General features: G+C 73.7%; 25 protein-coding genes. 12 read left to right on the top strand and 13 right to left on the bottom strand.

The window, feature by feature from the left end; genetic code table 11:
* Nucleotides 1-41 precede the first annotated feature (41 nt).
* The 4 genes from CXR44_RS01005 to CXR44_RS00990 form a co-directional block, all read right to left on the bottom strand.
* Nucleotides 42-647 carry a hypothetical protein gene (locus CXR44_RS01005; RefSeq protein WP_101782920.1) on the bottom strand — a complete coding sequence of 202 codons (606 nt, stop codon included), beginning with the start codon at nt 645-647 and terminating at the stop codon, nt 42-44.
* Nucleotides 648-1,028: 381 nt separating this feature from the next.
* Nucleotides 1,029-1,649 carry a DUF4126 domain-containing protein gene (locus CXR44_RS01000; RefSeq protein ID WP_101783459.1) on the bottom strand — a complete coding sequence of 207 codons (621 nt, stop codon included), beginning with the start codon at nt 1,647-1,649 and terminating at the stop codon, nt 1,029-1,031.
* A gap of 155 nt (nt 1,650-1,804) precedes the next feature.
* Nucleotides 1,805-3,046 carry an NAD(P)H-dependent flavin oxidoreductase gene (locus CXR44_RS40480; RefSeq protein WP_101782919.1) on the bottom strand — a complete coding sequence of 414 codons (1,242 nt, stop codon included), beginning with the start codon at nt 3,044-3,046 and terminating at the stop codon, nt 1,805-1,807.
* 55 nt (nt 3,047-3,101) lie between these two features.
* Nucleotides 3,102-3,767 (bottom strand): acyltransferase, encoded by a 666-nt coding sequence (locus CXR44_RS00990; RefSeq protein ID WP_245898718.1) that lies wholly within the window; start codon nt 3,765-3,767, stop codon nt 3,102-3,104.
* 110 nt (nt 3,768-3,877) lie between these two features.
* Here CXR44_RS00990 and CXR44_RS00985 point away from each other — a divergent pair, with 110 nt between their 5' ends.
* The 9 genes from CXR44_RS00985 (at nt 3,878) to CXR44_RS00945 (ending at nt 13,493) form a co-directional block, all read left to right on the top strand.
* Complete coding sequence (locus CXR44_RS00985; RefSeq protein WP_101782917.1) at nt 3,878-5,581, top strand: CTP synthase; 1,704 nt, start codon at nt 3,878-3,880, stop codon at nt 5,579-5,581.
* Nucleotides 5,578-6,189, top strand: coding sequence for an NUDIX domain-containing protein (locus tag CXR44_RS00980; RefSeq protein WP_101782916.1), 612 nt, complete (start codon nt 5,578-5,580; stop codon nt 6,187-6,189). Before CXR44_RS00985 ends, CXR44_RS00980 begins: the two co-directional genes overlap by 4 nt.
* A gap of 15 nt (nt 6,190-6,204) precedes the next feature.
* Nucleotides 6,205-7,110, top strand: coding sequence for a site-specific tyrosine recombinase XerD (locus tag CXR44_RS00975; RefSeq protein WP_101782915.1), 906 nt, complete (start codon nt 6,205-6,207; stop codon nt 7,108-7,110).
* A 117-nt stretch (nt 7,111-7,227) separates the two neighbouring features.
* On the top strand, nt 7,228-8,169 hold the full coding sequence (locus tag CXR44_RS00970) for a ParA family protein (protein WP_101782914.1): 942 nt from the start codon (nt 7,228-7,230) through the stop codon (nt 8,167-8,169).
* On the top strand, nt 8,166-8,987 hold the full coding sequence (locus CXR44_RS00965) for a segregation and condensation protein A (protein ID WP_101782913.1): 822 nt from the start codon (nt 8,166-8,168) through the stop codon (nt 8,985-8,987). The genes CXR44_RS00970 and CXR44_RS00965 overlap by 4 nt, the downstream gene beginning before the upstream one ends.
* 268 nt (nt 8,988-9,255) lie before the next feature.
* Nucleotides 9,256-9,870 (top strand): SMC-Scp complex subunit ScpB, encoded by a 615-nt coding sequence (scpB, locus tag CXR44_RS00960; RefSeq protein WP_397021931.1) that lies wholly within the window; start codon nt 9,256-9,258, stop codon nt 9,868-9,870.
* Complete coding sequence (locus tag CXR44_RS00955; protein ID WP_245898716.1) at nt 9,867-11,885, top strand: pseudouridine synthase; 2,019 nt, start codon at nt 9,867-9,869, stop codon at nt 11,883-11,885. Before scpB ends, CXR44_RS00955 begins: the two co-directional genes overlap by 4 nt.
* A gap of 71 nt (nt 11,886-11,956) precedes the next feature.
* Nucleotides 11,957-12,316 (top strand): chorismate mutase, encoded by a 360-nt coding sequence (gene aroH / locus CXR44_RS00950; RefSeq protein WP_101782912.1) that lies wholly within the window; start codon nt 11,957-11,959, stop codon nt 12,314-12,316.
* A 61-nt stretch (nt 12,317-12,377) separates the two neighbouring features.
* Nucleotides 12,378-13,493, top strand: coding sequence for a prephenate dehydrogenase (locus tag CXR44_RS00945; RefSeq protein WP_101782911.1), 1,116 nt, complete (start codon nt 12,378-12,380; stop codon nt 13,491-13,493).
* A 53-nt stretch (nt 13,494-13,546) separates the two neighbouring features.
* Here the strand turns inward: CXR44_RS00945 and CXR44_RS00940 are convergent, their stop codons facing one another.
* The gene (locus CXR44_RS00940; protein WP_101782910.1) at nt 13,547-14,467 is read right to left on the bottom strand and encodes a glycosyltransferase family 2 protein; all 921 of its coding nucleotides are present in this window, start codon (nt 14,465-14,467) and stop codon (nt 13,547-13,549) included.
* A 4-nt stretch (nt 14,468-14,471) separates the two neighbouring features.
* Nucleotides 14,472-15,314: a glycosyltransferase family 2 protein gene (locus tag CXR44_RS00935; protein WP_219601622.1), complete on the bottom strand. Its 843-nt coding sequence runs from the start codon at nt 15,312-15,314 to the stop codon at nt 14,472-14,474.
* A 183-nt stretch (nt 15,315-15,497) separates the two neighbouring features.
* Between CXR44_RS00935 and cmk the strand changes: the two genes are divergently transcribed.
* Both cmk and der read left to right on the top strand, forming a co-directional pair.
* On the top strand, nt 15,498-16,133 hold the full coding sequence (cmk, locus tag CXR44_RS00930; RefSeq protein ID WP_101783455.1) for a (d)CMP kinase: 636 nt from the start codon (nt 15,498-15,500) through the stop codon (nt 16,131-16,133).
* Between the two features lie 33 nt (nt 16,134-16,166).
* Nucleotides 16,167-17,573, top strand: a complete 1,407-nt coding sequence (gene der / locus CXR44_RS00925; RefSeq protein ID WP_101782909.1) for a ribosome biogenesis GTPase Der — start codon at nt 16,167-16,169, stop codon at nt 17,571-17,573.
* A gap of 60 nt (nt 17,574-17,633) precedes the next feature.
* Here der and CXR44_RS00920 read toward each other — a convergent pair whose 3' ends face one another.
* Together CXR44_RS00920 and CXR44_RS00915 are read right to left on the bottom strand one after the other, a co-directional pair.
* Nucleotides 17,634-18,950, bottom strand: coding sequence for an ABC transporter permease (locus CXR44_RS00920; protein WP_101782908.1), 1,317 nt, complete (start codon nt 18,948-18,950; stop codon nt 17,634-17,636).
* Nucleotides 18,947-19,672, bottom strand: coding sequence for an ABC transporter ATP-binding protein (locus CXR44_RS00915; RefSeq protein WP_101782907.1), 726 nt, complete (start codon nt 19,670-19,672; stop codon nt 18,947-18,949). The genes CXR44_RS00920 and CXR44_RS00915 overlap by 4 nt, the downstream gene beginning before the upstream one ends.
* A gap of 435 nt (nt 19,673-20,107) precedes the next feature.
* Between CXR44_RS00915 and aspS the strand changes: the two genes are divergently transcribed.
* The gene (gene aspS / locus CXR44_RS00910; protein ID WP_101782906.1) at nt 20,108-21,370 is read left to right on the top strand and encodes an aspartate--tRNA(Asn) ligase; all 1,263 of its coding nucleotides are present in this window, start codon (nt 20,108-20,110) and stop codon (nt 21,368-21,370) included.
* Here the strand turns inward: aspS and CXR44_RS00905 are convergent.
* From CXR44_RS00905 to CXR44_RS00890, 5 genes are read right to left on the bottom strand one after another with little or no spacing between them, the layout of a single operon-like run.
* Nucleotides 21,367-22,893 (bottom strand): MFS transporter, encoded by a 1,527-nt coding sequence (locus CXR44_RS00905; protein ID WP_101782905.1) that lies wholly within the window; start codon nt 22,891-22,893, stop codon nt 21,367-21,369. The two genes, aspS and CXR44_RS00905, sit on opposite strands and share 4 nt — an antisense overlap.
* A complete protein-coding gene (locus CXR44_RS00900) occupies nt 22,890-23,540 on the bottom strand; it encodes an LppX_LprAFG lipoprotein (RefSeq protein ID WP_101782904.1) in 651 nt (216 codons plus the stop codon). Before CXR44_RS00900 ends, CXR44_RS00905 begins: the two co-directional genes overlap by 4 nt.
* A 59-nt stretch (nt 23,541-23,599) precedes the next feature.
* Nucleotides 23,600-24,058, bottom strand: a complete 459-nt coding sequence (locus CXR44_RS00895) for a MarR family winged helix-turn-helix transcriptional regulator (protein WP_180903139.1) — start codon at nt 24,056-24,058, stop codon at nt 23,600-23,602.
* A gap of 35 nt (nt 24,059-24,093) precedes the next feature.
* On the bottom strand, nt 24,094-24,270 hold the full coding sequence (locus CXR44_RS39215; RefSeq protein ID WP_180903138.1) for a hypothetical protein: 177 nt from the start codon (nt 24,268-24,270) through the stop codon (nt 24,094-24,096).
* A 9-nt stretch (nt 24,271-24,279) separates the two neighbouring features.
* Nucleotides 24,280-24,882 (bottom strand): 4'-phosphopantetheinyl transferase family protein, encoded by a 603-nt coding sequence (locus CXR44_RS00890; RefSeq protein WP_101782902.1) that lies wholly within the window; start codon nt 24,880-24,882, stop codon nt 24,280-24,282.
* Nucleotides 24,883-24,976: the final 94 nt, after the last annotated feature.

Below are 24,976 nucleotides of genomic sequence, written 5' to 3'. Positions count from 1 at the left end.
GACATCACGCCGTGCACCTATAATGTCACATGCTGTAGCTGTCAGGGGCGGTCTCTGCGCTCTTCCATGGTCTTGCGGTAGAGCTCGTCGATCTCGTCCAGCGGATCGGGCGTGCCCCGGCGGGCCTCCAGCTCCAGGTCGGTGCGGGCGTGCAGTTCGTCGATGCCCGAGCCCGCGTGGTGCACCTGGTGGCCCAGCAGGTCGGCGCGCAGGCGGGCGCACATCGCCGTGAGCTTCGCCTGGTGCTCCCGGAGCTTGCCGAGGGTGGCGTGGTCCACGTACGGGGACACGCGGCGCTGCTGGGCGTACATGCCGAGCTGCGCGTCGTGCACGTCGGCCTGGCGGGTCAGGTCGGCGAGCAGGTGAGGCAGATCGCCGAGGCCCCAGCCCTGCCGCTCCGCCTGCTCGACGGCCTGGCGGGTCAGCGAAACCTCACGCCGCAGGTCGAGCCGGAGCCGTTCGACCTCGGCGGCGTCGCCGGTGCCCATGGCGTTGACGTGGGTGGTCAGCCGGGTCGTCGCCTGCTTGGCCTTGGTCGCCGCCTTCCGGCCCACCTTGACGAGGAAGTAGACGCCCACCCCGGTCAGCAGCAGAAGGAACGCCAGAACCACCAGCACGATGAGCAGCAACTCGCTGATCGCGTCCACCTCCTGATCGGGTCACTGCCCTAGAGGATAGTGCGCCGGGCGCGCCGGTGGACCTTGCTACGCGGATGCATGGCGTGCGGAACAGCGTGGGTGCGGGCGCGACGCGGTCTGCGGGAGCTCGCGGGCCGGACGGGGTGCCGGGAGGGCTTTCGGGGACGTGGGGAGGTAGGGCGTGTGGGCGTCTGGGCGGGGGCCGTGGAACGCCCACACGCGGCCTACGCCGCCGGCGTCGGACACCGGCCGTGCCGCCGATCGTACGGACGGACTCGCCGTGGCGCGTCAGCCCGGGGAGGGAGACGTCGTCAGCCTCACGGATGAGCCGCGGCCCCCGGCGACGGCGGGCCGCCGCAGCGCCACCCGCGGCCCTGGGGACGGCGGCGGTCAGCGTTCGGCGGGGTGACCCGAGGGTGGCGCGGTACGTCCCCTGCGGCGCGCGCGGATGCGGCGAGCCTTCCTGACCGCCCACCAGCCAAACAGCACGAGCGGCACCAGCGCCACGACCACCAGCAGCGGCGCGAACACCGCCACCAGGCTCATGCCGAGCGACCCGGCGTCCTCCACGGTGCTCGCCACGGGCGCGCCCACGCCGGCCGTGCCCGCGTTGATCGCCGGACGGGCCGCCGCCTTCAGCGCGTGTACGGCCAGGGCGAGCACGATGCCCAGCAGCCAGCCCGCCCACGGGTGCTCGGTCATCCACGTCGACCGATCCAGCTCGGCGGCGGCGCTCGTGGCGCTGAACACCACGCCGCCGGACGCGGGGCGCACCACCGTCTGGATGGCGTCGTTGACCGAGTCGACGGCGGGCACCTTGTCCAGCACCATCTCGGCTGCCAGCAGCACGGCGATCACGGCGAGCACGCCCCAGTTGGACAGCCAGCCGTAGCCGTCGGGCAGCCTGACCGCGTCCGTGACGTTGGCGAGCACACCCACGACGAGCAACGGGATGTAGGCGTTCAGTCCGGCGGCCGTCGACAAACCGAGCCCCGTCAGCGCAGCGAGCATGACCCCAGTCTGCCCGCCCGCCCCGCGGCGCGAGCGCTCGCCGGGACGTCGGCGCGAGCGCCCGCCGGGACGCAGCGCGAGCGTCCGCCGGAACGTCAGCCGGAACGTCGGCGCGAGCGTCCGCCGGGACATCAGCGTGAGCGCCCGCCGGGACGTCAGCCGGACAGGCGGCGCAGGCGTTCCACCGCGTCGGCGAACTCGCTGACCATCTCGTACACCACCTCACGGGCCGGTTTGACCTGGTCGAGCTGGCCCACGACCTGGCCGACGAAGTAGTTGGCCAGCTCCACGGCCCCGGGCTCGCCCCGTTCGGCGGCGGCGCCGATGCGGGCCATCGCCTCCTCGGCCATCAGCAGCTGCAGCGGCATGCCCAGCGGTCCGGGGCTCTCCTGGGCGGAGTCCCACTCCTCGGTCCAGGCCGATCTGAGCTGACGGGCCGGCTTGCCGGTGCGCGACCGCGACCGGACGGTGTCGAGCGACGACGCGGCCAGCATCTTGCGCTTCACCGCGGGCGCCGTCTCGGCCTCCTCGGTGGTCAGCCAGACCGACCCGCACCACACGCCTTCCGCGCCGAGGGCGAGCGCCGCCGCCATCTGCCGCCCGGACGCGATGCCGCCGGCCGCCAGGACCGGGACCGGGGCGACGGCGTCCACCACCTGGGGGACCAGCACCATCGTGGAGATGTCGCCGGTGTGGCCGCCGGCCTCGGTGCCCTGGGCGACGATGATGTCGGCGCCCGCGGCCACCTGCCTGCGCGCGTGCTCGACCGTGCCGACCAGCGCCGCGACCGGGACGCCCGCCTCGCGCGCCTTGGCCGCCATCTCGGGCGGCGGCGGGCCCAGCGCGCTGGCGATCAGCCCGATGGGGTGCTTCAGCGCCACGTCGATCAGGCCCGTCGCGCCGGCGGCCGTGACGCGCCGCCCCACCTCGTCCGCCGCCCCACCCCGTCCACCGACCGATCCTGGCCCGACCGATCCTGGCCCGACCGCTCCTGGGGCGACCGGCTCCTCCAGCGGGCCCAGCCCGGCGGCCGGGCCCGGCACGGGCCCGGAACCGAGCGGGGCGTCCGGGGGCGACCCGGTGAGGCCGTACTTCGCGAAGAGGTGCGCGACGAAGTCGCGGTGCCGTTCGGGGACGGCGTCGGCCAGCCGGACGTTCGCGTCCAGCGCCGAAGCGTCGATCTTGCCCGGCACGAGCACGTCGACCCCGTAGGGCCGGCCGCCCACCCGCTCGTCGATCCAGGTGAGCTCCGTGTCGAGCTGCTCGGGCGAGTAGGCGATGGCGCCCAGCACCCCGAAGCCGCCCGCGTTCGTCACCGCGGCCACCACGTCACGGCAGTGGCTGAAGGCGAACAGTGGGAACTCGATGCCCAGGCGCTCACAGATAGCGGTCCGCATGACCTGACGCTAACGGTCCGAATATCGTTCGGTCCAGCCTCGGGCCCCGCGACCTTCAGAGCGCCGTGGCCTGCCGGTCGGCCGCCAGGGAGTGCATCCCCGGCGCGTGCCAGCCGAGCTCGGGATCGTAGTTCCGGACCACCTTGGCCGGCACGCCCGCGACCACGCTGTGGTCCGGGAACTCCCCGCGCACCACCGCGCCGCCCGCCACCACGCACTGCCGCCCCAGCCGCGTGCCCGGCAGGATGATCGCGCCCGCGCCCAGCCACGAGCCCGCGCCGATCGAGACCGGGGTGTTGCGCGGCCACTGCCTGCCGATCGGCACGTCGGGGTCGTCGTAGACGTGGTTCTGGTCGGTGATGTAGACGTACGGGCCGGTGAAGACGTCGTCGCCGATCTCGATCGACTGGTGGGCCACGATGTGCGAGCCGCGGCCGATCGAGCAGCTGCGGCCGATGCGCAGGATCGCGTCGGGGCCGAGATCAGGGCCCGGCATCATGCCGCAGGAGATCGACACCCGCTCGCCGATCAGCGTGTGGTCGCCGATCTCGATCCACCGCTCGCCGAAGATCGCGCCCGGCGGGAAGGCGATCTTGACGCCGTCGCCCATCCGGCGGAACTCGTGGCCCGCCGGACTGTCCGGCGTGATGGCGCCGGCTTCCCGGATCGCCGCGTAGGCTCGGTGAATCAGCATGCCCATGGCCCGCCGTACTACTGACATAGCGCCCAAAGTTACCGCTAGGTCATACCGTTCCGGCATGTCGGGGACGTTGTTTGATATCCTGAGAGCCCGTGGACACTTCGACCACGCCTCGAGCCACGGGAGCCCCTTTGCGCAGCGCATCGCAAACCAAGCATCTGTTCGTCACCGGCGGTGTCGCCTCCAGTCTCGGCAAGGGGCTTACGGCGTCCAGCCTCGGCCGCCTCCTCAGAGGACGCGGGCTACGGGTCACCATGCAGAAGCTCGACCCCTACCTCAACGTCGACCCCGGCACGATGAACCCGTTCCAGCACGGTGAGGTGTTCGTCACCGACGACGGGTCCGAGACCGACCTCGACGTCGGCCACTACGAGCGTTTCCTCGACACCGACCTGCACGGCTCGGCCAACGTCACCACCGGCCAGGTCTACTCCAACGTCATCGCCAAGGAACGCCGCGGCGAGTACCTGGGCGACACCGTCCAGGTCATCCCGCACATCACCAACGAGATCAAGGACCGCATCCGGGGCATGGCGGGTCCCGACGTCGACGTGGTGATCACCGAGGTGGGCGGCACGGTCGGCGACATCGAGTCGCTGCCGTTCCTGGAGGCCGTCCGCCAGATCAGGCACGAGGTCGGCCGCGACAACGTCTTCTTCCTGCACGTGTCGCTGCTGCCGTACATCGGCCCGTCCGGCGAGCTCAAGACCAAGCCGACCCAGCACAGCGTGGCCGCGCTGCGCAGCATCGGCATCCAGCCCGACGCGATCGTGCTCCGCTCCGACCGGCCGGTGCAGGCCGCGATCAAGCGCAAGATCAGCCTGATGTGCGACGTGGACGAGGACGCCGTCGTCTCCGCCGTCGACGCCGCCTCCATCTACGACATCCCCAAGGTGCTCCACGCCGAGGGGCTCGACGCGTACGTGGTGCGCCGGCTCGGCCTGCCGTTCCGCGACGTCGACTGGAAGGAGTGGGACCAGCTCCTGCGGCGCGTGCACCGCCCCGCCAAGGAGGTCACCATCGCCCTGGTCGGCAAGTACATCGACCTGCCCGACGCCTACCTGTCGGTCACCGAGGCGCTGCGCGCCGGCGGGTTCGCCAACGACGCGCGGGTCAACATCCGCTGGGTCAAGAGCGACGACTGCGAGACGCCCGAGGGCGCCGAGCGCGAGCTCGACGGCGTGGACGGCGTGCTCATCCCCGGCGGGTTCGGCGTGCGCGGCATCGAAGGCAAGATCGGCGCCATCCGCCACGCCCGCGAGCAGCGCATCCCGCTGCTCGGCATCTGCCTCGGCATGCAGGGAATGGTCATCGAGGCGGCCCGCCACCTGGCCGGCATCGCCGAGGCCAACTCCGCCGAGTTCGACCCCGACACCAAGCACCCGGTCATCTCCACCATGGCCGACCAGGAGGACGTCGTCGCCGGCGAACGCGACATGGGCGGCACCATGCGGCTCGGCCTCTACACCGCCAAGCTCGGCGAGGGCACGCTGGCCCGGCAGCTCTACGGCGGCAAGGCCAAGGCCGACGAGCGGCACCGCCACCGCTACGAGGTCAACAACGCCTACCGCGAGCGGCTGGAGAAGGTCGGCCTCGTCTTCTCCGGGCTGTCGCCCGACGGCCGCCTCGTCGAGTACACCGAGCTGCCCGTGGACGCGCACCCCTTCTTCATCGGCACGCAGGCCCACCCCGAGTTCCGCTCGCGGCCGACCCGTGCCAACCCGATGTTCAAGGGGCTCATCGGCGCGGCCCTCGCCTACGCCGACGGCCGGGTGGCCGCCAAGCAGCCGGGCGCCCAGCCGGCCCAGCCGACCGTCGCCAAGGCGGCCAAGTGAACATCGAGGACGTCCCCGACTCGTGGGAGGTCACCGCCTCGCAGCAGCGGTTCAAGGGTCACGTGTTCGAGGTGGTCACCGACACCGTGCGGATGCCCGGCGACGAGCCGGCCGACCGCGACTACGTCGTCCACCCCGGGTCGGTCGCGGTGGTCGCCCTGGACGACCGCGACCGCGTCCTGCTGATCCGCCAGTACCGTCACCCGGCGCGCCGGCTGCTGTGGGAGCTGCCCGCCGGCCTGCGCGACGTGGAGGGTGAGTCGCTGGTCGAGGGGGCCGCGCGGGAGCTCGCCGAGGAGGCGGGCTACCGGGCCGCCACCTGGCACACGCTCACCGACCTGCTCACCTCGCCCGGCATGACGAACGAGCGGATCCGCGTCTTCCTCGCCCGCGACCTGACGCCGATCCCCGACGCCGAGCGCGACTTCGTCCACCGGCACGAGGAGATCGGCATGCCGGTCGAATGGGTGCCGCTGGACGACGCCGTGCGGCGGGCACTCGCGGGAATGATCCACAATTCCCCTGCCGTGGCCGGTATCCTCGCGGCGTACGCGGCCTCGGCCGAGGGCTACGCCACGCTGCGCCCCGCCGACGCCCCAGAGGCGTGACGGAAGGACCCACTCGTGGAGCCGGTGCTGTCCAGCTACCTCGCCCATCTGGCGGTGGAGCGGGGGCTGGCCGCCAACACGCTGGCCTCCTACCGCCGTGACCTGCGCCGTTATCTCGACCACCTGCGCTCACGTGGCCGCGCCACGCTGGGCGAGGTGGGCGAGGCCGACGTCCGGGACTATCTCGCCGCCCTGCGCGAGGGCGACGGCGAGCACCCCGCCCTCGTGGCCAGCTCGGCCGCGCGGGCGGTCTCGGCGGTGCGCGGGCTGCATCGTTTCGCGCTGCGGGAGGGCGTCACCGCGCACGACCCCGCCCACGAGGTCCGCCCGCCGCGCCAGCTCCGCAGGCTGCCCAAGGCGATCGCCGTCGACGCCGTCGAACGGCTCATCGCCGCCTCCGGCCCCGAGGGCGCCCCGCTCACCCTGCGCAACCGCGCCCTGCTGGAGGTCCTGTACGGCACCGGCGCCCGCATCTCCGAGGCCGTCGGCCTGGCCGTGGACGACCTGGAGGACGACCAGGTCCGGCTGCGCGGCAAGGGCGGGCGCGCCCGCGTCGTGCCGCTCGGCCGCTACGCCCGGTCCGCGCTCGACGCCTACCTGGTCCGCGCCAGGCCCGGCCTGCTGGCCCACGGCCGCGGCACCCCGGCGGTGTTCCTGAACGCCCGCGGCGGCCGGCTGACCCGGCAGGGCGCCTGGGAGGTGCTCCAGGCCGCCGCCGAACGAGCCGGACTCGACGGGATATCCCCGCACGTTCTCCGCCATTCCTTCGCCACCCACCTCCTCGACGGAGGCGCCGACGTTAGGGTGGTCCAGGAGCTGCTCGGCCACGCCTCCGTGACGACGACCCAGGTCTACACGCTGGTGACGGTCGACAAGCTCCGCGAGGTGTACGCCGCCGCGCACCCCCGCGCCCGGCAGTGATCTATAGTCGTTTGCGACGTGCGGCGCCCCCGGCGTGCCGCCTTGCCGCGTTAAGTGATGACGCCATAGTGTCCGTCCGGACGGTCCGGTTCGGGATCGTCAGGGAGGTTCGAGCTGGTGACTGTGACGACCAACGGTTCGACCCCGGGGACCCCCGACAACCCCTGGGGTGACACCAAGACCGACGCGCCCTCCACCGGCGTGAATCTGGGGCCCACCCGGCGCCCCCGCCCGGTGTTCCCCGACCCGGTGCCCCCGCGGGAGCACGGTCCGGCGCGGGTGGTCGCGATGGTCAACCAGAAGGGCGGGGTGGGCAAGACCACCACGACCATCAACCTCGGCGCCGCCCTCGTCGAGTGCGGCCTGAAGGTGCTGCTCGTCGACTTCGACCCGCAGGGCGCGCTGTCCGTCGGCCTCGGCATCAACCCGCTCCAGCTCGACCTCACGGTCTACAACCTGCTGATGGACCGGGGCGTCACCGCCGAGGACGTGCTGCTGGAGACCGGCGTCGAGGGCCTCGACCTGCTGCCCAGCAACATCGACCTGTCCGCCGCCGAAGTCCAGCTCGTCACCGAGGTGGCCCGCGAGCAGGTGCTCGGCCGCGTGCTCAAGCCGCTGCTGCCGCACTACGACGTCTGCCTCATCGACTGCCAGCCCTCCCTGGGCCTGCTCACGATCAACGCCCTCACCTGCGCCCACGGTGTCATGGTGCCGCTGGAGTGCGAGTTCTTCGCGCTGCGCGGCGTCGCGCTGCTCATGGACACCATCTCCAAGGTGCAGGAGCGGCTCAACGACCAGCTCGAGATCGAGGGCCTGCTCGCCACCATGTACGACGCGCGCACCCTGCACGGCCGCGAGGTGCTGGCCCGCGTCGTCGAGGCGTTCGGCGACAAGGTCTTCCACACCGTGATCAACCGTACGGTCCGCTTCCCCGACGCCACGGTGGCCGGCGAGCCGATCACGACGTTCGACCCGTCCTCGCTCGGCGCCAACGCCTACCGCGAGCTGGCCCGCGAAGTGCTCTCCCGCTGGCCGGCGCCTGCCACAATGGCCAGGTGACGGCGGAGGCAGAGCAGCAGGCCACGGGGTTCCAGGTCCACCTCGACGTCTTCGAGGGCCCGTTCGACCTGCTCCTCGGGCTGATCGCCAAGCACAAGCTGGACATCACCGAGGTGTCCCTGTCGAAGGTCACCGACGAGTTCATCTCCTACATCCGCTCGCGGGGGCCCGAGTGGGACCTCGACCAGACCAGCCACTTCCTGCTGGTCGCGGCCACGCTGCTGGACCTCAAGGCGGCCCGGCTGCTGCCGTCCGGCGAGGTCGAGGACGAGGAGGACCTCGCCCTGCTCGAAGCCCGTGACCTGCTGTTCGCCCGGCTGCTGCAGTACAAGGCGTACAAGGAGGTCGCGAAGGTCTTCGCGGGCCGGATGGCCGACGAGGCGCTGCGCTTCCCGCGTGCCGTGCCGATGGAGCCGCAGTTCGCCGACCTGCTGCCCGAGCTGATCCTCGGCATCGGGCCCGAGCAGCTCGCCAGGATCGCCGCCCGCGCCTTCACGCCCAAGGCGCCGCCCACGGTCAGCGTCGGCCACATCTACCAACCGCTGGCCAGCGTCCGCGAGCAAGCCGCTATCCTTGTCCAGCACTTGCGGCGCATGCGCAGAGCCACCTTCCGCGCCCTGGTGGCCGACTGCGAGGGCACCTTCGAGGTCATCGCCCGGTTCCTGGCCGTCCTGGAGCTCTTCCGGGAGTCGGCGGTCACGTTCGAGCAGGTCGAGCCCCTGGGCGATCTGCACGTCACCTGGACGGGGAGCGACGACGGCGACGTCGCGGTGGGCGACGACTACGAGGAGAGCGCGGAGAAGACCACTGATGACTGACCGTCCCGGCGACGTCCCGCCGCAGCCCCGCACACCCTCCGACACGGCGCTGCCGGCATGGATGACACTTCCGGGCTCCCTGGCCGGCCCGCCGCGACCCCGTGACGACACGCCGTCCCCGGACACTGTCGAGGAGCCGCGGGACGAGACCCCGGCGCCGCCCGCCGCCCCGCCGCCGCCCGAGGACCCAACGCCTCCCGTGGACCCGGCGCCTGCCGGGAAGCGGCCGCATGTCGTGGACCCGCCGGCCGCGCGGACGGAGCCGGCCGTGACGGAGACGCGGCCCGCTGCCGAGCCGAGCACGCCCGTCGAGGACGCCGCACAGGACCGGCAGGACGGCGGGCCGGGGCTCGCCGCCGCGCTGGAGGCGATCCTCATGGTCGTGGACGTCCCCGTCGCCGAGGTGACGCTCGCGCAGGTGCTGGAACGGCCCACCCACGAGGTGGCCGCCGCCCTGCGCGCGCTGGCCGCGGAATACACGGCGGCCGGACGGGGTTTCGATCTGAGGGAGGTCGCGGGCGGCTGGCGCTACTACACGCGTCCCGACTGCGCACCGCTGGTCGAACGGTTCGTCCGTGACGGCCAGCAGACGCGGCTCACCCAGGCCGCGCTCGAAACCCTCGCGGTGGTGGCCTACCGGCAGCCGGTGAGCCGTGCCCGCGTCGCCGCGGTGCGCGGCGTCAACAGCGACGGCGTCATGCGGACGCTCGTGGCGAGGGGGCTGGTCGAGGAGGCCGGCACCGACCCGGAGAGCCAGGCAGTGCTCTACCGGACAAGCTCATACTTCCTTGAACGTCTGGGACTGAAGGACCTCAGCGAGCTCCCCGAGCTCGCCCCCTTCCTCCCCGACGACGTGGAGAATCTCGAGGAGACGACAAAGTGATCAACAGGCGCAGCACCCCGTCCGGTGATGGACGCGGTCGTGGACGCACCGGCGGCTCCAGCGGCCGCGACGGGCGTCCCGCCTACCGCTCCGACGACACCCGCGGCGGTTCCCGCCGCGACGACGGAGGACGCGGCCACGGCCGCGACTCCAGGAGCGAGTACGGCCGGACCGACTCCGGCAGGGAGTACGGCTCCGCCCGTGACTCCTTCCGCGCCGACCGGGGCGGCGCCCGCGCCCGCTACGGCCGGCCCGACTCCCGCGACGACCGCCCCGGCTCCCGGCCCCAGCGCCGCGACGACCGCGGTGGCTTCCAGGGCCGTGACGACCGCGGTGGCTTCCAGGGCCGTGACGACCGCGGCGGTTCCCAGAGCCGTGACGACCGCGGTGACCGCGGCGGTTTCCGGTCGGAGGGGCGCGGCGACCGCGGCGGCTTCCAGGGCCGCGACGACCGCGGTGGCTTCCAGGGCCGTGACGACCGCGGCGGTTCCCAGAGCCGTGACGACCGCGGTGACCGCGGCGGTTTCCGGTCGGAGGGGCGCGGCGACCGCGGCGGCTTCCAGGGCCGCGACGACCGCGGTGACCGCGGCGGTTTCCGGTCGGAGGGGCGCGGCGACCGCGGCGGCTTCCAGGGCCGCGGTGAGCGTGGCGGCTTCCAGGACCGCGACGCCGGTGACCGGCGTGCCGAGCGGCCCACGTTCCGTGCCGAGCGCCCCGCCTTCCGCGCCGACCGCAGCGGACGCCGCGACGACTCGGCGGGTCCCGCCCGCGCCCGCTACGGCAGGCGCGACGCCGACGGCCGCCCGGACGACCGCCGCTCGCCGGCCCCCCGTCGCGACGCCACCGATTCCCGCCGCGACGAGGCCCGCTTCCGTTCCGACGAGCGTGGCCCCCGCCGTGACGAGGGCGGGTTCCGTTCCGAGGAGCGTCGTCCTCGCGGTGAGGCGGGCGGTTTCCGTTCCGACGAGCGGGGCTCGCGTCGTGACGAGGGTGGCTTCGGCCGGCGCGGCTCGGGCCGCGACGACGGGCGGCCGCGCCGTGACGAGGGCGGTCGTCCCCGTTCCGGCGGGCGTGCGCCCGGCGCGGGCCGTGCCCCCAGGCGTGACGACGTGCAGACGATCGGCGGCCGGCCCCCGCGCGGCGGCGGTTTCCGGCGCGACGGGTACGGCGACGACCGCGGACGCGGGGAGGCGCCGCCGCGCGACCGGTTCAAGACCGCCCGCCAGCCGATGCGCGACCGCGACATCTTCCCCGAGGGCTACACCGACGAGCGCGACACCACCGAGGTGCCCGGCGGCGTGCGGCTGCAGAAGGTGCTCGCCCAGGCGGGCGTGGCCAGCCGCCGCGCCTGCGAGGAGATGATCGGCGACGGCCGTGTCACCGTGAACGGCCAGGTGGTCCGCCGCTTCGGCGCGAAGGTCGACCCGGCCACGCAGATCATCCACGTGGACGGCAAGCGCATCCCGACCGCTCCCGACCTGGTCTACTACGCACTGAACAAGCCCATCGGCGTCGTGTCGACCATGGACGACCCGCAGGGCCGCCCCTGCCTGGCCGACTACGTCCAGGAGCTGGCGCCCCGGCTGTTCCACGTCGGCAGGCTCGACACCGAGACCGAGGGCCTGCTGCTGCTCACCAACGACGGCGAGCTGGCCAACCGGCTGACCCACCCCAGCTACGGCGTGCAGAAGAAGTACTGGGCCAAGGTGCCGGGCCCGATCCCGCGTGACCTGGGCCGCCGGCTCAAGCAGGGCATCGAGCTGGAGGACGGCCTGGCCAGGGCCGACTCCTTCCAGATCGTCCAGGAGCACGGTCAGCAGGCGCTCGTCGAGGTCGTGCTGCACGAGGGCCGCAAGCACGTCGTCCGGCGCATGCTCGAAGAGGCCGGCCACCGGGTCATCGACCTGGCGCGGATCGAGTTCGGGCCGGTCAAGCTGGGCCGCACCAAGCCGGGTACGGTCCGGGCGCTGAGCCTCAAGGAGGTCGGCGAGCTCTACGCCGCCGTCAAGCTGTAATCTGGCCAGAACGCAGGAGCCCGTGCGGAGGTTCGCACGGGCTCCGGGGCTTATGGAGGGAACGAAAGCACATGGTGCGGGCGATCCGCGGGGCGATCCAGGTGGACGCCGATGACCGCGACGCGATCATCGAGGCGACGACCGAGCTCGTCTCCACGCTGATGGAGCGCAACGAGCTGACCACGGACGACGTGATCAGCGTGCTCTTCACCGCGACACCCGACCTGACGGCCGAGTTCCCGGCGCTGGCCGCGCGCAAGCTGGGCTTCCACGAGGTGCCGTTGATCTGCTGCTCGGAGATCGACGTGCCCGGGGCGCTGCCCCGGGTGGTGCGGCTGATGGCGCACGTGGAGACCGACCGGCCGCGGTCGGAGATCCAGCACGTCTACCTTCGCGGCGCCGTCGCCCTGCGCCAGGACATCGCGCAGTGAGCCGCGCGTAGCGGCGCCGCCCGCCACCAACCTCCGCACCCAGACGATCCAGGACTCCGACATGGCCTCCGAACTCCGCACCGTGCTGGTCGTCGGCACCGGTCTCATCGGCACCTCCGTGGCGTTGGCGCTGCGCCGGCACGGGGTGCGCGTGCTGCTCGCCGACCGCGACCAGGGTGCGGTACGGCTGGCGCGGGAGCTCGGCGCGGGCGAGGAGTGGCGGCCCGGACAGCCGGGCACCGGGCCGGACGGGCCGTCGGGGCAGCGGGCCGACCTGGCGGTGATCGCGGTCCCGCCCGGGCACGTCGCCACCGAGCTGCTCGACCTGCAACGGCTGGACGCCGCCGCCTGCTACACCGACGTGGCCAGCGTGAAGGCCGAGCCCATCGCGCAGGCCGCACGGCTCGGCTGCGACCTGACCACCTACGTGGCCTCCCATCCGCTGGCCGGGCGCGAGCGGTCCGGCCCGGGGGCGGCGCGGGCCGAGCTGTTCCTGGGGCGGCCGTGGGCGCTGTGCCCCACCGAGGAGAGCTCGCCGGAGGCCAGGGCCGCCGTGCTGCGGCTGGTCGAGCTGTGCGGGGCCAACCCCGTCGAGGTCGACGCCGCCGAGCACGACCGGGCGGTCGCCGTCGTCTCCCACGCCCCGCACGTGGCGGCCTCCGCCGTGGCCGCCCGGCTGGCCGACGCGCCCGACGTCGCCCTCGGCCTGGCCGGTCAGGGCGTCAGGGACGTCACCAGGATCGCCGGCGGCGACCCCGGCCTGTGGCTGGGCATCCTGTCCGGCAACGCCGACCCGGTCGCCGAGGTGCTGGAGGCGGTCTCGCGCGACCTGGCCGAGGCCGCGTCCGCGCTGCGGGCCCTGTCCGGCGGCGACGGCACGGCGGGCGAGGACATCACCCAGCTGCTCAAGCGCGGTGTCGCCGGTCATGGCCGCATCCCGGGCAAGCACGGCGGCCCGGCGCCCGCCTACGTGGTCGTCCAGGTGATCATCGGCGACCGTCCCGGCCAGCTCGCCAAGTTGTTCCAGGTGTGCGACGAGGTCGGGGTCAACGTCGAGGACGTACGGCTGGAGCACGCGCCCGGCCTGCCGCTGGGCGTCGCCGAGGTGGCCGTCCAGCCCGAGGCGGCGCCGGTGCTGACCCGGGCGCTGCACGAGAGGGGCTGGCAGGTCCCCTGACGGCCCGTCCGGGCCGCCGGACGCCACGGCACGGGCACGGCACGGGCCGGCGGTCAGGAGACGTAACGGCGGGCACGCGAGGTGTTCTGGGAGGCCTCCAGGCTCATCAGACGCTCCTCCACGTGCTCGGGCACCCGGCGGCGTTCGGCGAGCACCCACGGCAGGCCGCGCAGCGCGTCGAGCGCCGCCAGCGCCGACACCCGGTCGCGCGGCACCGTCCTGGCCAGGTGCAGGGTGCGACGCAGCGCGGCCCGCACCGGGCGGCGCAGCCAGGTGAACCACAGCGTGTTGCGGAGCCCCACCCGCCGGCGGGCGTGCGCGTCGCGGCGGGGGGAGGCCGCGTGATGGACGGTCAGCTCCTCCAGGTAGCACAGCTCCCATCCGGCCGTGGCCAGGTCCACTGCCAGCAGTTCCTCCTCGCCGCCCAGCCACAGCCGCGACGAGAAGCCGCCGCAGCCCAGGAAGGCGCTCCTGCGGACCACCGACGCCCCCGCCAGGAAGCTGCCCAGGGCGGGGCCGGGCAGCCAGCCGGGCCCGCGCACGGGGGAGTGGCGCAGCTCGTCGACGATGGGGTCCTCCCGTCCGCCCGGTCCGGCCACGATGCGGGCCGTCACCACGGCCAGACGCGGGTGCGCGTCGAGCACGTCGGCCGCGCGCGCCAGCGAGCCGGGCTCCCACCAGGTGTCGTCGTCGGCGAAGGCCACGTACGGGGTGTCCAGCCGCCGGACGCCGACGTTGCGGCCGACGGCGCCCAGGTTCGCGGGCAGGGAGACCACGTCCGCCTCCGGGCAGGCTGCCGAGACGGCCTCCGCGGTGCCGTCGGTGGAGCCGTTGTCCACCAGCACCACCCGTGGGCGTTCGGGCAGGTCCAGGAGCCTGCCGACGGAGGCGAGGGCCTCCTCGCGCCGGTTCCAGGTGATCACGACGGCGCCCAGGCGCGGGTCGCCCGCCGGTTCCCCGGACGGCCGGCTCATCGGCTCATCCACGGGTCCGCTCCAGCGTCCGCCGGGCCCGCTCCACCGCAGGGGGGAGCCCACGACGGTTCGCCAGCGCGCGCGGCAGCCTCGGTACGGCGGTGCGCAGCCCCCGCCAGCCGTGCCGTCCCTCGCGCAGGGCGGCCAGCGAACGGCGTGCCACCACGCTCCACGGCCGGCGCAGCACGGCGGTGAGCACGGAGTTGCGCGTGGCCAGGCCGCGCCGGCCCGCCGGGTCGCGCGCCGGCGAGGGATGGTGGTGGGCCACCACGTCCTCGACGTAGGCCAGCCCCCAGCCCTGGGCCGCGAGGTCCACCGCCAGGCGCTCCTCCTCGCCGAAGAAGAAGACGACGTCGTCGAACCCGCCCGCCCCCAGGAACGCGTCCCTGCGCACCACCGCCCCGCACGCCAGGAAGCCCAGCACGCTCGGGCCGGGCAGGTCGCCCTCGCGTCCCAGAGGGGAGGCGGCCATCTCGCCGCACACGGGGTCGGGCCGCTCCTCGGGGCCGACCAGCACGCGGGCGGCCAGCACCGCCAGCCGGGGGTGCGCGTCCAGCACGGCGGCGGCCCGCTCCAGCGCCCCCGGCGCCCACCACGAGTCGTCGTCGGCGAACGCCACGTAGGGGGTCCGGGCCATCCGCACGCCGACGTTGCGGGCGGGCGCGCCCAGGTTGCGGCCCGCCTCCACGACCTCGACGTCCGGGAAGTGCCGCCGGACGAAGCCGACGGTCCCGTCGGTGGAGCCGTTGTCCACGAGGATGACCGGGTGCGGGTGCCGCGGGAGCGAACCCGCCAGCGCGCGCCGCCGGTTCCTGGTGGCCACGACCACCGTCACCTGTTCCACCACGGTGGTGTCCCTTTCCGGAGGGGGCGGCCTTACTCCTCGGGCGCGACGCGGGCGGAGTTCGGCGGCGGAGGGGCGCCCGCGAGGCGGAGTTCGGCGGCGGAGGGGCGCCCGCGAGGCGGTAGCCTCTTCAGGTTGGGTGTGGAACGTGCAGAGGGAGAGGCTGTGACCGGTCTGGTCGTCGCGATGGACGGCCCCTCGGGGTCGGGCAAGTCGAGCGCTTCGCGTGGGGTGGCCAAGGCTCTCGGGCTGCGCTACCTGGACACCGGGGCGATGTACCGCGCGATGACCTGGTGGATGCTGGAGCACGGCGTCGACCCGGCGGACGCCGGCACCGTCGCTGCCCGCGCCGCCGAGCCCGAGATCTCCTCCGGCACCGACCCGGACAGCCCTTCCATCCACGTCGACGGCGTCGACGTGGCCGGGCCGATCAGGGGTGACGCCGTCACCGGCGCCGTCTCGGCCGTCGCGGCGGTCGCCGAGGTGCGGGCCCGCCTGGTGGCGATGCAGCGTCAGATCATCGGCGACGGCGACATCGTCGTCGAGGGCCGCGACATCGGCACCGTGGTCGCGCCCGACGCGACGCTCAAGGTCTACCTGACGGCCAGCGCCGAGGCCCGCGCCGCCCGGCGCAACGCCGAGGTGGCCGGCAGCACGGTGGAGGCGCAGCAGGCCGCGCTGGCCCGGCGTGACAGGCTCGACTCGACACGCAAGACCGATCCACTCTCGATGGCGGCTGGCGCCGTCGAGCTCGACACCACCGCGCTGAACCTCGACGAGGTCATCGCGGAGGTGCTGAGACTGGTCAAGGAGCGCACCTGACCAAGGTGCGGGACTCATTAAGGATGAAAAATCGTGACAACGGGGGACTGGGTCGAGGCTGAACTCGACGACCTCGAAGTGCCCGGCGACCACGGCGACGACAGCGTCCCGCTGCCCGTCGTGGCCATCGTCGGCCGGCCCAACGTGGGCAAGTCCACGCTGGTCAACCGCATCATCGGCCGCCGTGAGGCGGTCGTCGAAGACGTCCCCGGCGTGACGCGCGACCGGGTCACCTACGAGGCCAACTGGCGCGGCCGGCGCTTCACCGTCGTCGACACCGGCGGCTGGGACCCCGACGCCACCGGCATGGGACTGCGCATCGCCGAGCAGGCGCAGGTGGCCGTCGAGCTGGCCGACGTGATCGTGTTCGTGGTCGACGCGACCGTGGGCGCGACCGACTCCGACGAGGTCGTCGGCGCGGTGCTGCGCCAGTCGGGCAAGCCGGTCATCCTGGCCGCCAACAAGGTCGACAACCAGCAGCTGGAGCTGGAGGCCGCCGCGCTGTGGTCGCTCGGCCTGGGTGAGCCGCACCCGGTGTCCGCCCTGCACGGCCGCTCCAGCGGCGACCTGCTCGACGAGATGCTCGCCGCGCTGCCCGAGACGCCGCAGCAGACGTTCGGCACCGAGCGCGGCCCGGCCCGGGTGGCGCTGCTCGGCAAGCCCAACGTCGGCAAGTCGTCGCTGCTCAACAAGCTGGCGGGCGAGGAGCGCGTGCTCGTCGACCCGATGGCGGGCACCACCCGCGACCCGGTGGACGAGCTGATCGAGCTGGGCGGGCGCACCTGGCGATTCGTCGACACGGCCGGCATCCGGCGCCGCGACCGCGAGCTGCAGGGCGCCGACTTCTACGCGGCCATGCGCACCCGCGCGGCGCTGGAGCGTTCGGAGGTGGCGATCGTGCTGATCGACGCCAGCGAGCCGCTCACCGAGCAGGACCTGCGCATCATCGGTCTGGTCACCGAGTCGGGCCGGGCCATGGTGGTGGCGTTCAACAAGTGGGACCTGGTCGACGAGGACCGCCGCTACTACCTGGAGAAGGAGATCGACCGGCAGCTCGTCCGCACCCCGTGGGCGCTGCGGGTCAACATCTCCGCCAGGACCGGCCGCCACATGGACCGGCTCGTCCCGGCCCTGGAGAAGGCGCTCGACTCCTGGTCGACGCGGGTGCCGACGTCGCGGCTCAACGCGTTCCTGACCGAGCTGGTGCAGCAGACGCCCCCGCCGGTCCGGGGCGGCAAGCAGCCGAAGATCCTCTTCGCCACGCAGGCGTCGGTGGAGCCGCCGAAGTTCGTGCTGTTCACCTCCGGGTGGCTGGAGGAGACCTACCGGCGCTTCATCGAGCGGCGCATCCGGGAGGAGTTCGGCTTCGCCGGCTCGCCGATCGAGGTCACCATGAAGATCCGCGAGAAGCGCAAGGGCGGCGCCCAGCCGAAGAAGTGACGCCGCCTCCCGGAGCGGCCGGCACGTGGGCGAGGGGCACCTCGCTCACGTGCCGCGGCGTCAGCGGTCGGGCAGCAGCGAGCCTCGCCGTGCCCGGCGGGTGGCGGCCAGTCCGGCGGCGAGTCCGCTCGCCGCGCAGACCAGCACCAGCCCCGCGTACTGCGGCAGGGAGTAGGCGAACCACGGCCGGCCGGTCAAGGCGGTGCCGAGCGCGGTGAGCGAGGCGGCGGCGATGGCCGTGCCGAGCAGGGCCCCGGCGCCCGTCACGATCAGCGTCTCGTAGCACACCGCCCTGGTGAGCTGCCGCGGAGCGGCCCCCAGGGTGCGCAACAGCCGGATCTCCCCGGCGCGCTCGGACATCGTCATGGCCGTCGCGTTCAGCACCGAGATCACGGTGTGGATCATCGCCGACCCCACCAGCAGCGGGGCGACCCACGCGGCCGCCCCGGTACGGGCGACGCCCGCCGCGGCGTCGCCGGTCGCGACCGCGAACAGGAAGGTGCACCCGAGCGCCACGGTCAGCATCACGGGGGACGCGGCCGACATCGCCCGGCGGGGCTGGGTGACCAGCGAGGCCATGGCGGGCGTTCCGGAGCCGGGGTCGAGCCGCGTCACCACCGCGCCGAGCAGCCGGCCGATCACGCTCAGCGCGACGGGCCCGAGCGCCGACGCGGCCACGCAGAGCGCCATCGTCGCCCCCAGCCCGGCCGGTACCGCAGACTTCGCCTCGACCCGCGGCACCAGCGACAACAGCGCGATGCCGCCGGCCAGGGCCGCCGCCCCGACGACCGCCCGGGGCCAGGGCAGCGACCGCCGCTGCGCCGCGCTCTCCCGCAGGACCTCCAGCGGGCCCACGCCGGCCGCCTTGCGTGCCGCGGCCCTGGCGGCCAGCAGCGTCACCGCCGGACCGACCACCAGCGCCACGACGAACGGGGCGGGTGTGACCTGCACCGGGACGCCCGCAGGAGCCAGCCCGGCCAGCCGCACGAGCGCCGCCATCAGCGTGGCGTACGGCACGGCCAGCGCGCAGCCCGCCAGGCTCGCCGTCACGGACACGACCATCGCCTCCGCCGTGATCAGCCGGCTCACCTGCCGCGGCGTCATGCCGACCGACCGCAGCAGCGCCCAGGTCCTGCGCTGACGCAGCACGTGCAAGCTCAGCAGGCCGGCGACCGTGAAGATCGACACGAACGCCGACACCGCGGCCGACAGCACCAGCAGCCCCATGACGCCGTTCAGCTCGTCGCGCGCGCCCGCGCCGACGACGACCAGGCCGCTGCCGGCCACCAGCGTCACGGCGAGGAGTACCGCCGCGAACGAGGCGGCGAAGCTCGTCCGGTTGGCCCGGACGTTGTTCCAGGCGAGGACGAGCGTCACCGGAGGCCACCCAGCCGCAGGGCGATCCGCTCGGCCGCGGGCCGCTCCAGGACGTCCGCGATGCGGCCGTCGACCAGGAACAGCACCCTGTCCGCCAGGGCCGCCGCCTCCGGGTCGTGCGTGACCATCACCACCGTCTGCCCGAACGCGTCGGCCGCCTCCCGCAGCAGCGCCAGCACCTCGCGCCCCGCGCGGCGATCCAGCGCCCCGGTCGGCTCGTCGGCGAACAGCACCTCCGGCCTGTCGAGCAGGGCACGGGCGACGGCCACCCGCTGCTGCTGCCCGCCGGACAGCTGCGCCGGGCGATGCCCCTCCCGCCCGGCCAGGCCGACCCGGTGCAGCACCTCACGCACCCGTCGCGGGTCCGGCCGCCGCCGGGCCAGCCTGCTGGGCAGGATCACGTTCTGCCAGGCGGTCAGCGACGCCACCAGGTTGAACGACTGGAAGATGACGCCGACCCGGTCGCGGCGCAGCACCGCCAGCTCCTTCTCGCCGAGGCGGGTGATGTCCTGCCCGGCGACACGGACCGTCCCCGAATCCGGCCGGTCCAGCCCCGACGCGCACTGCAGCAGCGTGCTCTTGCCCGATCCCGACGGGCCCATCACGGCGGTGAAGCCACCTCGGGGGAAGGCGACGCTGACCTGCCGCAGCGCGGCCACCTCGGTGGCGCCCTTTCCGTAGGTCCTGGTCACGTTCTCCATCAGGACCGCATGATCGTTCATGAGGAGCAGCGTGGCGAAACGCGCCCGGCGCCGCCATCGGGCACCTCCCTGACCGGTCCCTGACGATCTTGACCTCACCCTGACGCCACGCCCCTGAGAGGCCGCCGCCGTCGTCCCGTTCCGGGCCGAAGCGCCGGTGGGAATCTCGGTTGCCTCCTCCGGTTCCGGAGGCTACGATCCACCACCAAACGCAGACGGAGACGAGTACCCAGGAGACCCGCGCGGGTCAAGAGAGCCGCCGGCAGCTGCGAAGGCGGCCTCGCGCCTCCTGGCGAAGACACTCCCGAGTGCGGGGAGGAAATGCCCCGCCGGTCCGACCCCCGTCAACGGGTCCTCGAGGCCGCCCCGTCCGGGGTGGCGAAAGTGCGGTGGCACCGGGAGCTCCCTTCTCCCCCGCACTCCCAAGGGATCACGCACGTCCCACCAGGAGCTGTGATGATCTCTCGTGTCATGTCGGCGGAGCTCGCGGAGCACGTCGGCCGGAGAGTGACGATCGCCGGCTGGGTCCATCGCCGCCGGCGGCTGAAATCCGTGTCCTTCCTCGTCGTCCGCGACCGTGCGGGGCTGGCCCAGGCGGTCACGTCGGCGCCGCTGCCGGCCGAGGAGAGCGTCGTCCGGGTCACCGGCCTCGTGAGGGCCAACCCGCAGGCGCCAGGCGGCGCCGAGATCACCGAGCCGCGCGTCGAGGTGCTGTCGGAGCCGGTCGAGGCGCCGCCGTTCGACCTCTACCGGCCCGTCGTGCCCGCCACCCTGCCGACGATTCTCGACCACGCGCCCGTCGCGCTGCGGCACCCGCGGCTCAGGGCGCCGCTGGAGATCTCGGCGGCGAGCGTCGCCGGGTTCCGCGAGACGCTCGACCGGCTCGGCTTCACCGAGATCCACACGCCGAAGATCGTCGAATCGGCCACCGAGTCGGGCGCGAACGTCTTCGCCCTCGACTACTTCGGCCGCCCGGCCTACCTCGCCCAGTCGCCGCAGTTCTTCAAGCAGGCGATGGTCGGCGTGTTCGAGCGGGTCTACGAGGTGGGGCCGGCGTTCCGGGCCGAGCCGCACGACACCGCGCGCCACCTCGCCCAGTACACCAGCCTCGACGCCGAGCTGGGTTTCGTGCGCGACCACCGTGACGTGATGGCCGTGCTGCGCGAGGTCCTGGCCGGGATGCTGGAGTCGGTACGGCGCCGCGCCGCGACCGCCGTCGAGACCCTCGGCCTCACGCTGCCCGGGGTGCCGGCCGAGATCCCGGCCGTCCACTTCACCGAGGCGCAGCGGATGACCGGCGAGGACGAGCCGGACCTGTCGCCGGCGCAGGAGCGGTGGCTGTCGGAGTGGGCGTTGCGGGAGCACGGCTCGGAGTTCCTGTTCGTGACCGGCTACCCCATGGCCAAGCGGCCCTTCTACACCCATCCCGACCCCGCCAGGCCGGACTGCTCCAACGGGTTCGACCTGCTGTTCCGGGGGCTGGAGCTGGTGACCGGCGGGCAGCGGCTGCACCGCCACGGCGACTACCTGGCGGCGCTGGCCGCGCGGGGCGAGCCCGTCGGGCCGTACGAGGGCTATCTGCGGGCGTTCGCGCACGGCATGCCGCCGCACGGCGGGTTCGCGATCGGCCTCGAACGCTGGACCGCCCGCCTCACGGGAGCGGCCAACATCCGTGAGGCCGCGCTGTTCCCCCGCGACCTGCACCGGCTCTCACCCTAGGGGGCGGCCCGCCGCGGCATGAGGAGCGCGGCGGCCGCGCCGATCGCGCACAGCACCGCGGTGACGAGGAACATCTCGGTGTACTCGGTGTGCAGGGCGGCGTCGACCTCGGCCAGGTAGCGGGCCAGCCTGCGGGCGTGCTCGGCCGGGTCGACGCCGAACGGCAGGGGCGTGTCGAGGTGCGCGGTCAGCGACTGGAAGCGGTAGAAGCCCCACGCCGACACGCCCGCGATGCCGATCAGCATGCCCATCATGCGGGCCACGACGACCGCCGCGGAGGCCACCCCGTGCTGGGCTGCGGGCGTCACCCGCAGCACCGCGGCCGACACGGGCGCGACGACCAGCCCGAGCCCGAGCCCCGCCACGGCCAGGGTCAGGTCCATCTCCAGCCGCGCCCCCGCCAGGTCCTGCGGCCACCGGCTCATCAGCCCGTAACCGGCCGCGGCGACGGCCATCCCCGCCACGGAGACGGCCCGGTCGCCCGCGCGGCGGGCCAGCAGGCCGCCCAGCACGGCGCCCGCGACCAGGGCGACGAGGAACCGGCCGAGCACCAGCGCCGCCTCCCGCGCCTCCAGTTCGAGCAGGGTCTGCGCGGCGATCTGCACGAAGACCATGGTGACCAGGAGGGCCGCCCCGGTCAGGAAGCTGACGGCCAGGGTGGCGAGCAGGGGGCCCTTGCGGGTGGTGGACAGGTCGAGCAGGCGCACGGGGGAACGGATCTCCCACCACACGAACGCCGCCCCGGCCAGCACGCCGGCGCCGATCAGCGGCAGCCCCCACGGCGGCAGCACGGACGCGGCCGGCTCGGGGTTGTACAGGCCGGCCACCAGGAGCGCCAGGGCCAGGGCCAGCAGCGCGCCCCCCACCCCGTCCACGCGGACGCGACCACGCGCCCCCGGCCGGGCGGCCGGCCCTCCGGGCACGGTGAAGTGGACGGCGACGGCGGCCAGCGCGGCCAGCGGGACGTTGAGCCAGAAGATCGCGTGCCAGCCGCCCAGCTCCACCCCCAGCACCGTGGTGGCCGGCACCAGCACCAGCATGCCCCCGTACAGCGGGCCGAGCGCGCTGCCCAGCTCCTGCGCCGCGCCGACGGCGCCGAGGGCCACCGGCCGCTCCCGCTCGTCCCACAGGTCGCCGATGAGCGCCATCGTGATGGGCAGCAGCGCGCCCCCGGCGACGCCCTGGACGGCGCGCCCCGCCACCACCATGGCCTCACCGGCCGCCAGCGCCGTCAGCACGGACCCGAGCGCGAACGCCGCCAGGCAGGCGTGGATCAGCGGGCGGCGGCCGTAGCGGTCGGAGAGCTGGCCGAGCAGCGGCATCGCCGCGACGTAGCCGAGCAGGAACCCGGTCACCATGGGCGTGGCCCGTTCGAGCCGGTTGACCGGGATGCCCACGTCCTCGGCGATGTCGATGAGGACGGTCACCACCACGTAGGCGTCGAGCGCCGCGAGCAGCACCACCGCGCCGCCCACGCCGAGCGCGACCCGCCGGGCGCCGCCCGCGCGCGCGGGGCGGCTCATCCGGCCGCGGGCGGCGGCGTGATCGTGACCGGCGCGTCGTAGTCGGCGAACGACACCGTCACCGTGCCGTCCTGCAGCGGCAGCTCCACCTTGGCCAGCCTGCTCGACGCCCGGTCGATCCAGACCTTGCCGTTGACGCCCTGCGTCACGCCGGGCAGCAGCGAGGTCAGCGACTGGCCGGAGAACGTCGTCGCGACCCGGTAGGCCTCGCCCTCGACGGCCTCGACGCGCGGGTCCGTGGCGCCGGCCAGCAACGCCGGGATGCCACGGGCGGGGTCGAGGATGGCCGAGGGGTCGTAGAACTGCGCCAGGTCCTTGCGGGTGAGCTTCTGGAAGCCGCCCGTCGGGCCCTTGAAGTGGACGGTGTCGCCGACCAGCGCGAAGGTGATCTCCTGGAGGCTGCCGAGCACGTCGAGCGTGATCGTGCCGTCGGCGTCGCCCGCGGCGGTCAGCCTGCCGTCGGCCTTGTGCACCGGGACCTTCGGCTTGCCGTCGGTGGAGATGGAGAAGGCGGCGGACTTGACCGTCCTCATCGCCTCGGCCGCCTTCTTCATGAGGCCGGGACCGTCGGGCAGCTCGGCGCCGCCGCCCGACGAGCAGGCCGTGACGAGCGTGGCGAGGAGCACCACCAGGATCTTTCGGACCATGCGGGGATCGTAGCCAGCGCCGGGGGCCGTCGTGAGCGGTCGCCGATATCGGTTGGGTGTCAGCGCAGCTTCTTCAGGTGGTCGACGATCGGCTGGTAGGCGGCCTCGATCGTGTGGAGCTGCTCGTCGGTGAGCCGGTCGATGAAGTGCTCGCGCACGCTGGTCACGTGGTCGGGAGCCACCCGCTGGATGGTGTCCCAGCCCTCGCCGGTGAGCACCGCGAACGTGCCGCGCCGGTCGTCGGGGCAGTCCTCCCGGATGACCAGGCCCTTGGCCTCCATACGGGAGATCTGGTGGGACAGGCGGCTGCGTGACTGGATCGTCGCGTCGGCCAGGTCGCTCATGCGCATCCGGCGCCCGGGGCTCTCCGAGAGGTTGACCAGGATCTCGTAGTCGTTCACGGAGAGCGAATGCTCCTGCAGCTCACGGTCGAGCCGGTGCATGAGGAGCTTGTGCAGCGCCAGGTGGGTTCGCCAGGCACGCTGCTCAGCAGGGGACAGCCAGCGAGGCGCGCTCATGATCTCCAATCTAGTGCACGCGATGTGGGCCGGCGTCAGGCGAACGCCATGACGATGGCGACCCCCACGACGTGCATGAGGACGACCGCGACGATGAGCGAGACGAACACGAACTTGGCGGGGCCGTGCTCGAAGGTCTTGCCCTCTTCGAGCGGCTTGCGCGCGGCGACACGATCGGCGATGCGCTCTTCCAGCGGCTTGCGGTAGAACATGTTTTCAGTCTATCCGGGGACCGGTCGCCTCACCGCTGGGGTGTCCGTGACAACGGCCACCATGACGGGGCCCTGCCCGCCGGTGCCCGGCTCGGTCCATTCGAGCAGGTGGCGGCCCGTCCAGTCGGGGTCGTGCGTGTCCAGCCGGTCGAGGGTCAGCTCGCCGCGCTTGATCAGCGCCTCCTTGCGCGTCCAGTGCCGGATCAGCGCGTCGTTGCCGGTCACCACCGCCCGCTCGCGCGGGGTGAGCGCGCGTTCGGCCAGCCCCCGGTCCAGCGGGCCGGAGGGGACCCGCTCGGCGTCGGCTCCGACCAGCCCGTGACCGGCCGCCGCGCACACGTAGCCGCGCGTGTGGCTGAAGCTGACGCCGAGCAGCGGGGCCTGTTCGAGGTACGGCCGGCCGTGGCCGGGGCCGTGCACCTCGCAGTGCTGCAGCAGGGTGAGCTCCCACGGCTCGGCGCCGAGGACGGCCGCAGCGCACAGCCGGGCCAGCAGGTGGGCCGCGACGAACGCGTGCCGGTCGGCGTCGAAGACGAACCGGGCCGCGCGCTCCCGCTCGGCGGGGGTGAGCCACTCCTCGGGGGCGCGCACCTCGTCGGGGCGCCCGCCCATCGCCACGGGTCCGATCGTCGGTCCTCTCGCTCGGCACGGACGTTCGCCGCGATCTTAGGCGAGCGGGACGGCCGGCGCAGCAGCCGTCCCACCC

The organism is Nonomuraea indica (genome assembly GCF_002850745.1).
GTDB classification, from domain to species: Bacteria; Actinomycetota; Actinomycetes; order Streptosporangiales; family Streptosporangiaceae; genus Nonomuraea; species Nonomuraea indica.
The sequence above is the reverse complement of the archived record's forward strand: the minus strand, read 5'-3'. Positions and strand labels throughout refer to the sequence as shown.

What these genes read in the sequence shown, in the direction of transcription:
- CXR44_RS01000 (WP_101783459.1), bottom strand. Translation starts at nt 1,649, where the DNA reads ATGCTCGCTGCGCTGACGGGGCTCGGTTTGTCGACGGCCGCCGGACTG.
- CXR44_RS40480 (WP_101782919.1), bottom strand. Translation starts at nt 3,046, where the DNA reads ATGCGGACCGCTATCTGTGAGCGCCTGGGCATCGAGTTCCCACTGTTC.
- CXR44_RS00990 (WP_245898718.1), bottom strand. Translation starts at nt 3,767, where the DNA reads ATGTCAGTAGTACGGCGGGCCATGGGCATGCTGATTCACCGAGCCTAC.
- aroH (WP_101782912.1), top strand. Translation starts at nt 11,957, where the DNA reads ATGGTGCGGGCGATCCGCGGGGCGATCCAGGTGGACGCCGATGACCGC.
- CXR44_RS00945 (WP_101782911.1), top strand. Translation starts at nt 12,378, where the DNA reads ATGGCCTCCGAACTCCGCACCGTGCTGGTCGTCGGCACCGGTCTCATC.
- CXR44_RS00940 (WP_101782910.1), bottom strand. Translation starts at nt 14,467, where the DNA reads ATGAGCCGGCCGTCCGGGGAACCGGCGGGCGACCCGCGCCTGGGCGCC.
- cmk (WP_101783455.1), top strand. Translation starts at nt 15,498, where the DNA reads ATGGACGGCCCCTCGGGGTCGGGCAAGTCGAGCGCTTCGCGTGGGGTG.
- CXR44_RS00915 (WP_101782907.1), bottom strand. Translation starts at nt 19,672, where the DNA reads ATGAACGATCATGCGGTCCTGATGGAGAACGTGACCAGGACCTACGGA.
- aspS (WP_101782906.1), top strand. Translation starts at nt 20,108, where the DNA reads ATGATCTCTCGTGTCATGTCGGCGGAGCTCGCGGAGCACGTCGGCCGG.
- CXR44_RS00905 (WP_101782905.1), bottom strand. Translation starts at nt 22,893, where the DNA reads ATGAGCCGCCCCGCGCGCGCGGGCGGCGCCCGGCGGGTCGCGCTCGGC.
- CXR44_RS00900 (WP_101782904.1), bottom strand. Translation starts at nt 23,540, where the DNA reads ATGGTCCGAAAGATCCTGGTGGTGCTCCTCGCCACGCTCGTCACGGCC.
- CXR44_RS00895 (WP_180903139.1), bottom strand. Translation starts at nt 24,058, where the DNA reads ATGAGCGCGCCTCGCTGGCTGTCCCCTGCTGAGCAGCGTGCCTGGCGA.
- CXR44_RS39215 (WP_180903138.1), bottom strand. Translation starts at nt 24,270, where the DNA reads ATGTTCTACCGCAAGCCGCTGGAAGAGCGCATCGCCGATCGTGTCGCC.
- CXR44_RS00890 (WP_101782902.1), bottom strand. Translation starts at nt 24,882, where the DNA reads ATGGGCGGGCGCCCCGACGAGGTGCGCGCCCCCGAGGAGTGGCTCACC.